General features: G+C 69.1%; 14 protein-coding genes. 6 read left to right on the top strand and 8 right to left on the bottom strand.

From position 1 onward, the window contains the following. Window positions 1-62: 62 nt before the first annotated feature. The 4 genes from Q0Q47_RS06725 to Q0Q47_RS06740 all read left to right on the top strand — a co-directional run bounded on the left by Q0Q47_RS06725 (window position 63) and on the right by Q0Q47_RS06740 (window position 3,622). Complete coding sequence (locus Q0Q47_RS06725) at window positions 63-1,076, top strand: ABC transporter substrate-binding protein (RefSeq protein WP_293856307.1); 1,014 nt, start codon at window positions 63-65, stop codon at window positions 1,074-1,076. 2 nt (window positions 1,077-1,078) lie between these two features. Beyond that, window positions 1,079-1,846 (top strand): ABC transporter ATP-binding protein, encoded by a 768-nt coding sequence (locus tag Q0Q47_RS06730; RefSeq protein ID WP_293856309.1) that lies wholly within the window; start codon window positions 1,079-1,081, stop codon window positions 1,844-1,846. Beyond that, entirely contained in the window at window positions 1,843-2,616 is a 774-nt protein-coding gene (locus Q0Q47_RS06735; RefSeq protein WP_293856312.1) for an ABC transporter permease, read from the top strand. Before Q0Q47_RS06730 ends, Q0Q47_RS06735 begins: the two co-directional genes overlap by 4 nt. 109 nt (window positions 2,617-2,725) lie before the next feature. Further along, window positions 2,726-3,622, top strand: a complete 897-nt coding sequence (locus Q0Q47_RS06740) for a DMT family transporter (RefSeq protein ID WP_293856315.1) — start codon at window positions 2,726-2,728, stop codon at window positions 3,620-3,622. Between the two features lie 6 nt (window positions 3,623-3,628). On the opposite strand, the gene hemN is transcribed toward Q0Q47_RS06740, so the two are convergent. Together hemN and Q0Q47_RS06750 are read right to left on the bottom strand one after the other, a co-directional pair. Continuing rightward, window positions 3,629-4,981, bottom strand: a complete 1,353-nt coding sequence (gene hemN, locus Q0Q47_RS06745) for an oxygen-independent coproporphyrinogen III oxidase (RefSeq protein WP_293856318.1) — start codon at window positions 4,979-4,981, stop codon at window positions 3,629-3,631. 219 nt (window positions 4,982-5,200) lie between these two features. Next, the gene (locus tag Q0Q47_RS06750; protein ID WP_293856321.1) at window positions 5,201-6,109 is read right to left on the bottom strand and encodes an NAD(P)-dependent oxidoreductase; all 909 of its coding nucleotides are present in this window, start codon (window positions 6,107-6,109) and stop codon (window positions 5,201-5,203) included. A gap of 105 nt (window positions 6,110-6,214) precedes the next feature. Here Q0Q47_RS06750 and Q0Q47_RS06755 point away from each other — a divergent pair, with 105 nt between their 5' ends. After that, on the top strand, window positions 6,215-7,270 hold the full coding sequence (locus Q0Q47_RS06755) for a LacI family DNA-binding transcriptional regulator (protein WP_293856324.1): 1,056 nt from the start codon (window positions 6,215-6,217) through the stop codon (window positions 7,268-7,270). On the opposite strand, the gene Q0Q47_RS06760 is transcribed toward Q0Q47_RS06755, so the two are convergent. Then, window positions 7,257-7,724, bottom strand: a complete 468-nt coding sequence (locus tag Q0Q47_RS06760) for a DUF1203 domain-containing protein (RefSeq protein WP_293856327.1) — start codon at window positions 7,722-7,724, stop codon at window positions 7,257-7,259. The two genes, Q0Q47_RS06755 and Q0Q47_RS06760, sit on opposite strands and share 14 nt — an antisense overlap. 88 nt (window positions 7,725-7,812) lie before the next feature. Continuing rightward, a complete protein-coding gene (locus Q0Q47_RS06765; RefSeq protein WP_293856330.1) occupies window positions 7,813-9,045 on the bottom strand; it encodes a phenylacetate--CoA ligase family protein in 1,233 nt (410 codons plus the stop codon). Window positions 9,046-9,355: 310 nt separating this feature from the next. Between Q0Q47_RS06765 and Q0Q47_RS06770 the strand changes: the two genes are divergently transcribed. Beyond that, on the top strand, window positions 9,356-9,733 hold the full coding sequence (locus Q0Q47_RS06770; protein WP_293856333.1) for a Uma2 family endonuclease: 378 nt from the start codon (window positions 9,356-9,358) through the stop codon (window positions 9,731-9,733). A gap of 3 nt (window positions 9,734-9,736) precedes the next feature. Here Q0Q47_RS06770 and Q0Q47_RS06775 read toward each other — a convergent pair whose 3' ends face one another. From Q0Q47_RS06775 to Q0Q47_RS06790, 4 genes are all read right to left on the bottom strand, one after another. After that, complete coding sequence (locus Q0Q47_RS06775; RefSeq protein WP_293856336.1) at window positions 9,737-10,576, bottom strand: ABC transporter ATP-binding protein; 840 nt, start codon at window positions 10,574-10,576, stop codon at window positions 9,737-9,739. Window positions 10,577-10,763: 187 nt separating this feature from the next. Continuing rightward, window positions 10,764-12,095: an ABC transporter substrate-binding protein gene (locus Q0Q47_RS06780; RefSeq protein WP_293856339.1), complete on the bottom strand. Its 1,332-nt coding sequence runs from the start codon at window positions 12,093-12,095 to the stop codon at window positions 10,764-10,766. A gap of 82 nt (window positions 12,096-12,177) precedes the next feature. After that, on the bottom strand, window positions 12,178-13,257 hold the full coding sequence (locus tag Q0Q47_RS06785) for a branched-chain amino acid ABC transporter permease (RefSeq protein ID WP_293856342.1): 1,080 nt from the start codon (window positions 13,255-13,257) through the stop codon (window positions 12,178-12,180). 12 nt (window positions 13,258-13,269) lie between these two features. Then, window positions 13,270-14,184 (bottom strand): branched-chain amino acid ABC transporter permease, encoded by a 915-nt coding sequence (locus Q0Q47_RS06790; RefSeq protein WP_293856571.1) that lies wholly within the window; start codon window positions 14,182-14,184, stop codon window positions 13,270-13,272. Between the last annotated feature and the right edge of the window lie 36 nt (window positions 14,185-14,220).

Below are 14,220 nucleotides of genomic sequence, written 5' to 3' on the forward strand. Positions count from 1 at the left end.
GCCCCGCAGCCGGCGCCGACCCTCGTTCGGCGGCCGCGGCCGCGTTCCCCGGAGTGTCCGTCATGCCCCCGTCCATCGTTCGTGCGCTGTGTCTCGCCGCGATCGCCTGGGTCAGTGCGGCCGCCGTCCCGGCCGGGGCGGCGGACCGGGTCACCTTCGGCACCAATTGGCTGGCCCAGCCCGAGCACGGCGGCTTCTACCAGGCGCTGGCCGACGGCACCTATGCTCGCTACGGCCTCGACGTGACCATCGCGCCGGGTGGTCCGCAGGTGAACAACCGCATGCTGCTGCCCACCGGCAAGATCGACTTCTTCATGGGAGGCAATCTCGTCCAGGCCTTCGCGGCGCTCGAGCAGGACATTCCCACGGTGGTGGTGGCCGCCCTGTTCCAGAAGGAGCCGCAGGTCCTCATCGCCCATCCGGGCCAGGGCTACGAGCGGCTGGAGGATCTGCGCAAGGCGCCGCTCTTCCTGGCCAAGCCCACCGTCGCGACGACGTTCCAGTGGCTGAAGTCGGCCTGGGGCTTCCGCGACGAGCAGGTTCGCCCCTACGCCTTCTCGGCGGCGCCTTTCCTGGCCGACAAGAGCTCGGCCCAGCAGGGCTACGCCACCTCCGAGCCGTTCACCATCGAGAAGCAGGCGGGCTTCAAGCCCAAGGTGTTCCTGCTCGCCGATTTCGGCTTCGACAGCTACGCCACCACCATCGAGACGCGTCGCGACCTCGTCGAGCGCAACCCCGACCTCGTGCGCCGCTTCGTCGAGGCCTCGATCGTCGGCTGGTACACCTATCTCTATGGCGACAACGCCAAGGCGAACGCCGCTATCAAGGCAGCCAATCCCGACATATCCGACGAGCTCATCGCCTTTTCGATCCGCAGCATGAAGGAGAACGGCATCGTCGACTCGGGCGATGCCCTCACGCTTGGGATTGGTGCCATGTCGGACGCCCGCTTCGCGTCCTTCTACGCGACCATGGTGAAGGCGGGCGTGACACGCCCCGGCCTCGACGTGCGCAAGGCCTACACGCTGGATTTCGTGAACCGCGGCGTGGGCCGGGAGCTTGGCCGCAAGCCGTGAGCGTGTCGCGCGGACCCCTCGTCTCGCTGCGGGACGTCTCCCGCGCCTTCGGCGACCGGGTGGCGGTGGCCGGCGTCGATCTCACCGTGGACGAGGGCGAGTTCGTCGCCATCCTGGGCCCATCCGGCTGCGGCAAGACCACGGTGCTGCGGCTCATCGCCGGCCTTGACGATCCCACCGCGGGAACCGTCGGCGGCCGCGACCTGGGGCCTGCCGAAGGCGGCGTCGCTTACGTCTTCCAGGATCCCACCCTGCTGCCCTGGGCGACGGTGTTCGACAACGTCTACCTGCCGCTGCGCATCGCCGGGGTGCCGCGCGCGGCGGCCGCGGACCGCGTCCGGGCCATGATCGCACGGGTCGGGCTCGCCGGGCGCGAGGGCGCCTGGCCCCATGCCCTGTCCGGCGGCATGCGGATGCGCGCCGCGCTGGCCCGGGCGCTGGTAACCCGCCCCGGTCTCCTGCTGATGGACGAGCCCTTCGCCGCGCTCGACGAGATCACCCGCCAGCAGCTCAACGACGACCTCCTGCGCATGGTGGCGGAGAGCGGCTGCACGGTTCTCTTCGTGACCCATTCGGTGGCCGAGAGCGTCTATCTCGCGACCCGCCTCGTGGTGATGGGCGGCGTACCGGGCCATGTGGTGGGGGAGCTTCCGGTGGAGCTGGGGTCCGTGCGCAACGAAGCGTTGCGGCGCGACCCGGCCTATCTGGCGCTGTGCATGCGGGCCTCGGCCCTGCTCGCGGTGGGCATGGGGACCGGAGGGACGCTATGACGCGATCCACCACGGTCGCTCTCATGCCAATTGCCGTGCTGGTGGTGCTGTTCGGCGGTTGGGAGCTCCTGGTCCGCGTGATGGCCATTCCACCCTACGTCCTGCCCGCGCCGTCGGCGGTGCTCGCGGCTCTCGTGGGGGATGCGGGCATCCTGCTTCCGGCACTGGCCGTGACGCTGCGCATCACCGTGGCCGGCTTCGTCACGGCGGTCGTCGGCGGAATCGCGCTCGGCGTCCTGATCACGCGGTCGCGGCTGGCCGAGGCGGCGTTCTCGCCGCTCGCGGTGATCCTCCAGGTGATGCCGCTCATCGCGATCGCGCCGGTGATCGTGATCTACGCGGGCCCGGCGGTCACGGTCTATCTCAGCGCGTTCATCGTCGCCTTCTTTCCCGTTCTCGCCGCGACTGCGGCCGGCCTGAAGGCGGTGGAACCCGCCCACCGGGATCTCTTCCGGCTCTACCGGGCTCGGCCCGGCCAGAGGCTCGGCTGGCTGGAAGCCCCGACCGCCGTTCCCTACGTCCTCGCCGGCGTGCGGACGGCGGCGGGGCTCTCGCTGGTGGGCGCGGTGGTCGCCGAGTTCGTCGCTGGCACGGGCGGGGCGGGATCCGGCCTCGCCTATCGCCTGGTGGAAGCGAGCTACCGCCTGAACGTGCCCCGGCTCTTCGCGGCGGCACTGCTCATCTGCCTGGCCGGAGTGGTCATCCATGCCGCCGTCGGCCGGGCCTGCGCGGCGCTGCTGCGGCGCTGGCGGCCGCAGGGGGAGCGATGAGCGGCACGCCTCCGGCGCAGGGGAGACAAGCGGCGCCACGAATTCACTCCGGTGCCGAAACCTGTATAGGAAGCCGCGGCCGCGCGGACGGCCGGGCTGCTGGTAGGGCATGACGGCGAGCACCACCGACGATACGCAGCGCACGGCCCGCCGCGACCGCCTGCTCGGCATCGGGCTGATGTGCGGAGCGCTGCTGTGCTTCTCCTGCCTCGACACGACGGCGAAGTATCTCGGGCGCGAACTGCCGACGCTCCAGGTCGTCTGGGCGCGCTACTTCTCCAACGTCGCCATCGTGCTGATGGTCATCAACCCGGTCACGCAGCCGGGCGTCCTGCGCTCGCGGCGCATCGGGCTCCAGATCTTCCGCTCGTTCCTGCTCTTGGCCTCGACGATCCTGAACTTCTGGGCGCTGCGCTACCTGCAGCTCGGCGAAGCCATCTCCATCAACTTCATGCTGCCCCTGCTGGTGGCCATCCTCGCCGTGCCCATGCTGGGCGAGCGGCTGGAGCGCAACCGGATGGGCGCGATCCTGGTCGGCTTCGCGGGGGTCCTCATCGTCACCCGCCCCGGGCTGGGCGGCATGCATCCCGCCGCCCTGCTCTGCGTCATCGGGTGCATCTGCTACGCGTTCTACGGCATCACGACGCGCATCCTGTCGACGCACGACAGCTCGGCCACCACGCTCGTCTATTCGGGGTTCGTCGGCGTCGCGCTGCTCACGCCGATCCTACCCTTCCTGTGGCAGCAGCCGGCCTCGACGACGACCTGGCTGTTCATGGCGTCGATGGGGATCTACGCGGCGCTGGGCCACTATCTCCTCATCGTCGCCTACAAGAAGGCTCCGGCCGCGGTGGTGGCGCCGTTCATCTACACCCAGCTCTTGTGGATGAACGTGCTCGGCTACCTCGTCTTCGGCGACGTGCCGGATCGCTACACCCTGCTCGGCGGCCTCGTGGTCGCCGGGTCCGGGCTCTATCTGCTGTTCATGGAACGGCGGAAGGCCTGACGGCCCTCACACGGCCACCGAATGCCGGCCCTTGCCGGCGCGCAGATAGACGTCGAAGGCCGCCGCCGCGAGGCGCATGAAGGGCCGCCCCCGGTCGGTGAGCCGCAGCATCCTGCCGTCGAGCTCCAGCACCCCGTCGCGCTGCAGGCCCTCGAGGTCGGGAAGGGCATCGTCGAGCGCGTGGCTCTCGCCCGTGGCCGCCGCGGCCAGCGCGCCGAAGTCGACGGCGAAGTCGCACATCAGCCGTTCGATCACGCCGCCGCGCAGCACGTCGTCCTGCGAGACAGCGCAGCCGCGCACGATCGACAGCTGGCCGGCCTCCACGGCCCGGCGCCAGGCGCCGACATCCGGCGCGTTCTGCATGAAGCCCTCCGGCGCGCGCCCGATCGATGACGCACCCAGCCCGATCAGGGCATCCGCGACGTCGGTCGTATAGCCCTGGAAGTTGCGGCGCAGTGTTCCTTCACGCGCGGCGATGGCCATGGGATCGTCCGGGCGGGCGAAATGGTCCAGGCCGATCACCTGGTAGCCTTCGGCGACCAGCGCGGCCGTGGCCGCCGCGGCCTGCTCCAGCCGCTCGCCGGCGCCGGGCAGGGTCGCCGCGTCGATGAGGCGCTGGTGGGTCTTGAACCACGGCACGTGGGCGTAGCCGAACAAGGCGAGACGCGACGGCGACAGGCTGGCGGCGAGCGTGGCGGTGCGGACCACGTCCTCCACGGACTGCTTGGGCAGCCCGTACATGAGATCCAGGTTCACCGCCGCGATGCCGTGCTTGCGCAGCAGGCCGACGCAGGTGGCCACCACCTCGAAGGGCTGTATGCGGCCGATGGCCTCCTGCACGTGGGCGTTCATGTCTTGCACGCCGAGGCTGGCCCGGTTGACGCCGCAGGCGGCCAGCGCCTCGACCAGCGGCTCGTCCACGGTGCGCGGGTCGAGCTCGATGGCATGCTCGATGATGGCGGAGAGGTCGAAGCGCTCGGCGATGCGGTTCACGAGGCGGGTCAGCCGCTCCGGACCCAGCAGGCTGGGCGTGCCGCCGCCCCAGTGGATGTGGGTGACGCGGCGGGCGGGAGTCGCCCTGGCGACGACGTCGATCTCGGCGAGGAGCGTTTCGGTATAGGCCTCGAGCGGGTCGTCGCGGCGCGCCGCCTTGGTGTGGCAGCCGCAATAGGTGCAGATCGACCGGCAGTAGGGAACGTGGAGATACAGCGACAAGGCCGCGTCGGTGGCCAGGCCGGCGAGCCATCGCCCGGCGACGGTCGCGTCCACGGTGGGGGTGAACTGGGGAGCGGTCGGGTAGCTGGTGTAGCGCGGGACCGAACGCTCGGCGAGGACGAGGGGGGAGAGGGGGGTGCTCATGCCCCACTCTGGCGCCGGTCCGCGTCAGGCGTCCTTGACGCGGATCAAAGTCCAGGTGGATTGCGGGGGCGGTGAGGAGTTGTGCGTCCGTCGACACGGCCGCTGCGCGGCGTGCTCAGGATGAGGATCTTTTTGAGATCGATAGGTCCCTACAATGGCCCTCATCCTGAGCAGCCTGCGAAGCAGGCGTGTCGAAGAACGCAGAGACCCTCCGCCGCCTTAGTCCTCCAGCCCGTTCGCCTTCGCCACGGCGGTCGCCAGCATCGGCACGTAGTCGTCGGCGCCGCCGGCGCCCACCGCCATGGCGTAGCTGTTCTTCACGGCCGCGCCGACGGGGTTGGCGATGCCGGCCGCGTCGGCCATGGACGCCAGGTAGCGCATGTCCTTGCAGGCGTTGCGCAGGGTGAACTTGTGGGCATCGCGGTCGCCCTCGAGCGTCCAGCGCATGAAGGTCTGGTAGAAGGCGCTGTCCATGCGGCCACCGCGGATGACGCTGTCGAAGCGCTCCGGCGTGATGCCGACCTTGCGCGACAGGGCCAGCGCCTCGGAGTAGAGCGCCGCGTAGCCCATGGCGATGAAGTTGTTGAGGAGCTTCATCTTGTGGCCGTCGCCGACGGCGCCGATGTGCACCACCTTGCCGGCCCAGGTGTCGAGCACGGGCTTCAGGCGGGCGAACACCGCGTCGCTGGCGCCGACCATGGTGTCGAGCGTGCCCTCCCAGGCCTCCTTGGGCGTCCGCGACAGCGGCGCGTCGGCGAAGTCGATGCCGGCGGCGGCGAGTTCGGCCGCGAGGGCGACGGTAGAGGTGGGATCGGCGGTCGAGCAGTCGACCACCACCGAGCCGGGGGCAAGGCCTTCGCGCAGGCCGCCGGGGCCGCGCACGATGGCCTCCACGTCGGCCGAGCCGGTCACGCACAGGAAGACGATCGTGGATGCGCGGGCGACGTCGGCCGGCGTCTTCACCTCGGTGGCGCCGCGGGCCACGAGATCCTCGACCGGCTTGCGGTTCGATCGGCCGAGGATGGTGAGCGGGTAGCCCTTCTCGACGATGTTCTTGGCCATGCCGTGGCCCATGAGGCCGACGCCGACAAAGCCGATGCGCTCGCTCGCGATGCTTTTCGTTGACACGCTTTCCTCCTGCCTTTTCAGTCGCGCCCGGTCCTTGGCTTCGATCAAGGCAGGCACGCATGCGATCCGGTAGCATGAATAACCATGCCGGACACGGGTGGAGACATGACGGGCGACAAAAGGGTTGCCGAGCGCAGCGATCCCAGGCGCGTGACGCTTCAGGTGATCGCCGAGCGGCTGGAGGTCTCGACCGCCACCGTGTCGCTGGCCTTGCGGGACAGCCCGGTGGTGGCCGAGGCGACGCGCGAGAAGGTGCAGTCGCTCGCCCGTGACCTGGGCTACGTCTACAACCGGAGCGCCGCGAGCCTGCGCACCGCCCGCACGAACATGATCGCGGTCGGGTTCCACGACATCACCAACCCCTTCTTCGCCGAACTGCTCGTGGCCATCGAGGAGTCGATCTACGCGTCGGGCCGCACGGTGCTGCTGGCCACCTATGGCGAGAACCTCGTGCGGCAGGACAAGGTGCTGCGCACGCTGCGCGAGTATCGGCCCGACGGCATGATCCTCTGTGCGGCCGGTGGCACGAGCCAGCCCGACATGCGCCTGCTGATGGGGGCCGGCATCGCCATCGTGCAGCTCGTGCGCGAGATGGTGACCGACGTCGACTTCGTCGGCATCGACGACCGCGCGGCGGCGCGCGAGGCGACCGAGCATCTCATCGACCTCGGCCATCGCCGGATCGCGTCGATCGCCGGGCTGGAGGGCATTCCCACGGCGCGGGCGCGCCGGGCCGGCTGGCGCGATGCCCTGGAGGCGCGCGGGATCCCGGTCGATCCGGCGCTCATCCACGAGGGCCTCACCACCCGCGAAGTGGGCTACGAGGCGATCCGGCACCTCCTGACCCTGCCGGATCCGCCGACGGCGGCCGTCTGCTTCAACGACCTGGCCGCCTTCGGCACGATGCTGGGGCTCCGCCAGCACGGGCTCGAGCCCGGGCGCGACTTCTCCGTCATCGGCTGCGACGACATCCGCGAGGCCGCGCTGTGGTCCCCGGCGCTGACCACGATCAACAACCGCCAGGAACAGCTCGGGGCGGAAGCCGCGCGGGTGCTGGAGGAGCGCATCGCCAACCCCGGCGCACCGGTCCAGCGTGTGCTGCTCCGCCCGCGCTTCGTCGTGCGCGGCACCACGGCCCCGCCGCGGGTCAGGCCCGCGTGACCCTGGCGGCGTAGCAGCCGCGTGCCGCGAAATGCACGTGCACCTCGTCGGTGTCCGGGCGGTCGAGGAGCGGGGCGAGGGCCGTGCGGAAGTCGCGACCGTCGGTCAGGGCGGCATCCACGATGAAACCGCGCTGGTCGAAGGCCCGCAGCGAGAGCATGCGCCGGGCCAGCATGTCCGGCACGTCGTCGACCACGTGGGCCGGTCCGCGCGAGTCGCGGGCCACGTAGATCGCGTGCGTCGCCCGGTAGGGCGATCCGGCGGGCTGGTGGCAATGGTTGACGAGCAGGAGTTCCTCGCCGGGCTCGGCGTCGCGCAGGCCGATGCGGCAGGGAAAGCCCGGGCGCGAGTCGGCCGTGACGCGGACGGCGCGGCGCTGTGCGAGCCCCTCGTCGTCGAGCGAGAACAGCGGGGCGAAAAGGGCGTGATCGAGGCCGGTGATGCGGAAGGACATGGGTGGCTCCGGTTGACGTGAGCCCCGACCATGTAGTCCGGCAGGCTGCTCCGACACCCGCTTCCTGCCATGCCCGTTCTGCCGCGGCTCAGCCCACCGGACGCTCGTCCGAAATCACCTTGCCATCGTTGGGCAGGCTCCCCGGCGCCACGAGCTCGACCTTGCCGCGCAGGCGCGTGACCCCCTGCAGGGTCTCGCCCAGCGCCGTGACGAAGGCATCCGAGCAGTGCGCGGTCTCGACCTTGAGGGTCATGACGTCCTGCTCGTCGGCCCGCGTCACCACGAGGCGGAGCCGGGTGGCTTCCGGGTGGCGGCGCGCGATCTCGGCGATCTGCTCGGGGCGGACAAACAGGCCCTTCACCTTGGCGGTCTGGTCGGCACGCCCCATCCAGCCCTTGATGCGGGTGTTGGTGCGACCGCAGGGGGACGCACCGGCCAGCACGGCCGAGAGGTCCCCGAGGGCGAGGCGGATCACCGGGTGGCTCGGCGAAAGCGACGTCACGACCACCTCGCCGACCTCGCCGTCGGGCACCGGATCGCCCGTGCCGGGACGCACGATCTCCAGGATCACGTCCTCGTTCAAGACCAGGCCCTCGCGGGCCGTCGTCTCGTAGGCAATGACGCCGACATCGGCGGTCGCGTAGGCCTGGTAGGCGGCAATGCCGCGGCCGAGGAAGAGGTCGCGCAGGCTCGGTGGGAAGGCCGCGCCGGAGACGAAGGCCTTGGTGATCGACGACACGTCGCGGCCGAGCTCGGCGGCCTTGTCGAGGATGATCTTCAGGAAGTCGGGCGTGCCGGTGTAGCCGACGGGGCGCAGGTGGCCGATGAGGTCGAGCTGCTGCTCGGTGTTGCCGGGCCCGGCCGGGATCACGGGGCAGCCGAGTGCCCGGGCGCCGGAGTCCATGATGAAGCCGCCCGGCGTCATGTGGTAGGCGAAGGTGTTGAGCACCACGTCGCCCGTGCGGAAGCCGGCCGCGAACAGCGCGCGCCCCGTACGCCACGCGTCCGTGTCGCGGGACTCGGGCTCGAAGATCGGGCCGGGCGACGTGAAGAGCCGACCGTAATAGGCGAGCGGTTCGGGGATGAAGCCCGCGAAGGGCGGATCGGCCTTCTGCAGTCCGGGCAGGTCGGACTTGCGCAGCACCGGCAGGCGCGCCAGCGCCTCGCGGCTCGTCAGCGCGGCGGGATCGATGCCACCCAGATGCCGGGCCCAGCCCGGCGCCGTCACGGCCTTGGCGACGACCGCCGGCAGCCGGGCGAACAGGTCGGCGTCGCGGGCCGAGGGCGAGCGGGTTTCGAGCGCGTCGTAATGGTCGGTCATGGCAGGTCCGGTTGCATCGATGCACGGGCGGGAAGGCAGGTTACCACGGCGGGTTGGTGGGGCGGCGCGAGCCGCCGGACTATCGTGGACGCCACGCGACATTCGTCCAGGGGCCACGCATGAGCCAATCGGCTGATCGCATGACGATGGCTGCGTTCCTCGACTGGCAGCGGAGTCAGGAGCTCAATTGGGAGCTGGATGCCGGACAGCCCGTGCTTCCGCTCAAGAGTCGCGCAGGCGCATCCCAGGCGCATGACCGTATTGCTGTGAACATCATCGGAATGCTTGGCATGCAGCTTCGGTCGACACCGTGTCGGCCACCACTGACAACCTTCTCCTCGTCACGAGTCCTTGTTCGCTCCGCCGTCCCGACATCACCGTCCAGTGCGCCGAAGCCGATCCCAAGTCGATGACCAGCGTCGAACCGCGCGTCCTCATCGAGGTGCTGTCGCCCTCGACCATGAACTACGATCGGGTCAAGAAGCTGGACGAGTACAAGCGACTGGCCGCCGTCTCGGCCATCCTGCTCGTCGACACCGAACGCCCGCGCGTTACCGTGCATGGGCGCGGGACCGACGGGGCGTGGGACAGCGTCGAGTTCGTGGGACTGGACGCCGCCTTCGACCTGCCGACCATCGGCGCGCGGCTGGCGCTGGCCGATATCTTCGAGGGCGTGCACGCGGCCTGAACCTCAGGCGAGCCAGCGCTTGCGGCGCTTGTAGCTCTTCACCTCGCGGAAGCTCTTGCGGTCGTCGCCGGCCACGCCGAGGTAGAATTCCTTCACGTCCTCGTTCTCGCGCAGGCTGTCGGCGGCGCCATCCATGACCACGCGGCCGGTCTCCAGGATGTAGCCGTAGGTGGCATAGCGCAGCGCGATGTTGGTGTTCTGCTCGGCGAGCAGGAAGGACACGCCTTCCTTGGCGTTCAGCGTGCGCACGATCTCGAAGATCTCTTCCACGACCTGGGGGGCGAGGCCCATCGACGGTTCGTCGAGCAGGATCATGCTGGGCCGCGACATCATCGCCCGGCCGATGGCGCACATCTGCTGCTCGCCGCCGGAGGTGTAGCCCGCCATGGACGTCTTGCGCTGCCGAAGGCGCGGGAAATACTCGTAGATCGCCTCGAGGTCGCGCTTGATGGCAGCGTTGCCGTCACGGCGCGTGAAGGCGCCGGTCAGCAGGTTCTCCTCGATGGTCAGGTGGCCGAAGCAGTGGCGGCCCTCCATCACCTGGATGCAGCCGCGCCGCACCAGTTCGTTGGGCGACATGCGGTCGACGCGGGTGCCGTTGAACTCGATCGAGCCCTTGGTCACCTCGCCGCGCTCGGCCCGCAGAAGGTTCGAGATCGCCTTCAGCGTGGTCGTCTTGCCCGCTCCGTTGGCGCCGAGGATGGCCACGATGCCACCCTTGGGGACCGTGAGCGACACGCCCTTCAGGACCAGGATGACGTGGTCGTAGACGACCTCGATGTTGTTGACGGAGAGGATGGTCTCCGTCCCCGCGGCGGGTGCCGTCTGCGGCGCTGCGCTCATGGTCTTCCCCGGCTCTGATTTCAGGTTCGTTCCAGCTTGCCCCACTCTCTCCTCGTCATGGCCGGGCTTGGCCCGGCCACCCACGACTTGAGGATGGCCCCGGCGAAGTCGTGGGTCCCCGGGCCAAGCCCGGGGATGACGGCTGAGAGGTGGTATCCACTTGGACGGCCACAGCTCTCTCTCTAGCTCAGGAGCCCTTCTCGCAGGCCTCGGTGCGCTGCGGCCAGCCGGTGTTCGACTTGGCGTAGTCGGCGGCGGCCGCCTCGAGCATCGGGCGGACGACGTCCTTCTGGGGGGTGATCCAGTCGGAAGCCTTCACCCACTTGGCGCCGTCCCACTGGTGGATGAACACCTGGTTGTGGCCGGAGTGATCGGCGCAGGTGAGCTTCAGCGGAGCGGCGAAGCCTTCCATGCCCATCTCCTTGAGGCGGGCATCGGTGATGTTGAGCGCCTCGAGACCACGGCGGGCGTCCTCGGCGGTGATCGCCTTCTTGCCGGTGATCTTCTGCGCGTTGCGGATGCCTTCGGCGATCAGCATCGCGTTGTAGACGCCACGGTTGTAGAGGCTCTCGCCGACCTTGTCCTTCGGCGCCTTGCTCTGCCCCTTGTCCACGATGAACTTCATGATGTCCTGGATCACGGGGTAGTTAGCGCCGGCCTGGTGGTAATTCAGGGCCTTGTAGCCCTTGGCACCGTCACCGCCGCCGCGGGCGTCGTCGTCACCGCCGGCGAACCACACGCCCACCATCCGGTCCATCGGGAAGCCGTTCTTGGCGGCTTCCTTCACGGCGGTGGGGTTCATCGCGCCCCAGCCCTGCACGTACAGCCAGGCCGGACGGTCGCGGCGGATGTTGAGCCAGGTCGAGCCCTGGTTCTGCATGTCCTGCGCGGCGATCGGGTAGAGCTTCAGCGTGAAGCCGTAGGTTGCGGCGAGCTTCTCGAGGACCGGGATCGGCTCCTTGCCGTAGGGCGCGTCGAGATGGATCAGGCCGATGGTCTTGCCCTTCAGCTTGTCGAGCCCGCCCTCGACGGCCGCGGCGTGCTGGATGAAGACCGAGGCGCCGTCCCAATAGGTGACCGGCGGGATGAACACCCAGGGGAACACGTTGCCGTCGGCCGAGGCCGACAGGCCATAGGACATCGACAGGATCGGGATCTTGTCGACGGCGGCCTTCGGGATGATCTGGAGCGTGATGCCGGTCGAGTACGGGTTGTACATGACCGCGCCCTTGCCCTTGGTGGACTCGTAGCACTCGACGCCCTTCTTGGTGTCGTAGCCGGTCTCGCATTCCTCGACCGACAGCTTCACCCCGCCGATCCCGCCGTCACGCTCGTTCAGCATGCGCAGGTAGTCGGACATGCCGTCCGCGATCGGGATGCCCGAGCCGGCGAAGGGGCCGGTCCGGTAGGTGAGCAGCGGAACGTAGATTTCTTGCGCCGAGGCGGGCAGCGCCATGGCCGTGGCGCCCGCGACGGCGGCAGCGGCCATCGTCCCCAGTGTCAGCTTTCGCAGCGTCATGTCTTACCTCCCAGGTTCCGGGTCGATGCCCGGTGAGTTTGGCAGCCGGCCGACGGCCGGATGCATGTCCGCGCCGTGCCCCTCAGTAGGGGAACGGCCACAAGCGCAGTTTCTGCTTCGCGATCTGCCAGAGCCTGGCCAGGCCGTGCGGCTCCACGATCAGGAAGAAGATGATGAGCACGCCGACGGTCAGGAAGGTCAGGTGCTCCGCCGTCGCCCCGGAGAGCGGGATGCCGATGGCGGGCAGGCCGAACTTCAGGATCGTCGGCAGCATCGAGATGAAGGCGGCGCCGAAGAAGCTGCCGATGAGGCTGCCCAGGCCGCCGATGATCACCATGAACAGGATGGTGAAGCTCTGGTTGATGTTGAAGGCGTCGTTGGCCTCGCCGCCGCCGTACCACAGGAACATCATCGCCGCGCCGGCGACGCCGCAGTAGAAGGACGACACGGCGAAGGCGAGAAGCTTGGTGGGCAGGAGCCGGATGCCCATGAGCTCGGCCGCGATGTCCATGTCGCGCACCGCCATCCAGGCGCGGCCGACGCGCCCGTGCACGATGTTGGAGGCGAACCAGGTGAGGACGACGACGAGCGTCAGCAGCACGAGGTAGCGCGTCTCCGGCGTGGCGTTGGCGCCCGTCACCGGCAGGCCGAACAGGGTGCGCTGCGGCACCTCGATCGCGCCCGAGGCGTTGTAGTTGTAGAGCCAGGGAATGCGGACGAAGCACCACTGCAGGAAGAACTGCGCGGCCAGCGTCGCCACCGCCAGGTAGAAGCCCTTGATGCGCAGGCTCGGCAGGCCGAAGAGCACGCCCACGAAGGCCGACACGAAGCCCGAGGCGACGATCCAGACGATGATGTTCACGCCCGGGAACAGCGTCGTCAGCTTGTAGCAGGCATAGGCTCCCACGCCCATGAAGGCGCCGGTGCCGAGCGACAGCAGGCCGGTGTAGCCGGTGAGCAGGTTGAGCCCGATGGCGGCCAGCGAGAACACCAGCATCGGGATCATGACGCTGGTGAGCAGGAACTCGTTCTGCAGCGCCGGGATGCCCAGATAGGCCAGCGCGAGGATGATGGCGATGCCGATGCGATCCTGGCGGATCGGGAACACGGCCATGTCGGCCGCGTAGCTCGTCTTGAACTGGCCGGCTTCCCTGTAGAACACGCCCGTCCCCCCTCAGATGCGCTCGATGAGCTTCTCGCCGAACAGGCCCTGCGGCCTGAACAGCAGGAAGGCGAGGGCGATGAAATAGGCGAGCCAGCTCTCGATGCCGCCGCCCACAAGCGGGCCCCAGTAGAATTCCCCGAGCTTCTCGCCGATGCCGATGATGAGCCCGCCGACGATGGCGCCCGGCACCGAGGTGAAGCCGCCGAGGATCAGCACCGGCAAAGCCTTGAGCGCGATGATCTGCAGCGCGAAGGACACGTCCGATCGCGCGCCCCACATGATGCCGGTGACCAGCGCGACGATGCCCGCCGTGAACCACACGATGACCCAGATCTGGTTCAGCGAGATGCCGACCGACAGCGCCGCCTTGTGGCTGTCGGCCACCGCGCGCAGCGCGCGGCCGATGCGGGTCTTCTGGAAGAAGAAGGCGAGCGCGGCGATCATGAGCGCGGCGATCAGGGCGGCGGCGATGTCGATCTTCTGCAGGGCGACGAAGCCGCCGGCGAAGGGGAACTCGATGGACCCCTTGGGCAGCATGAGCTGGTCGGCGATCATCTGCTTCGGGTTGCCGCCGAACACCAGTTCGCCCAGGCCGATCAGCACGTAGGTGATGCCGAACGTCGCCATGAACAGGATGATGTCGGGCTGGTTCACCAGCGGCCGCAGCACGACGCGCTCCACGCTGACCGCCAGCAGGAACATCACGCCCAGCGTGAGGATGAGGGCGAGGAAGGCGGGCACGCCCATCTCGTAGAAGCCGACCAGGGTGAGGCCCGCAAACACGACCATGATGCCCTGGGCGAAGTTGAAGACGCCCGAGGCCTTGAAGATCAGCACGAAGCCCAGCGCGATGAGGGCATAGAGCACGCCCGACACGAGGCCTTCCCACACCGTCTGCACGAGCAGGTCGGGAGCGTCCTTCATCTGTCGGAACGGGTCGATGAACACCGTGTCCAGCGG

It is taken from the genome of uncultured Alsobacter sp., from assembly GCF_945952055.1.
Classification (GTDB): domain Bacteria; phylum Pseudomonadota; class Alphaproteobacteria; order Rhizobiales; family Beijerinckiaceae; genus Alsobacter.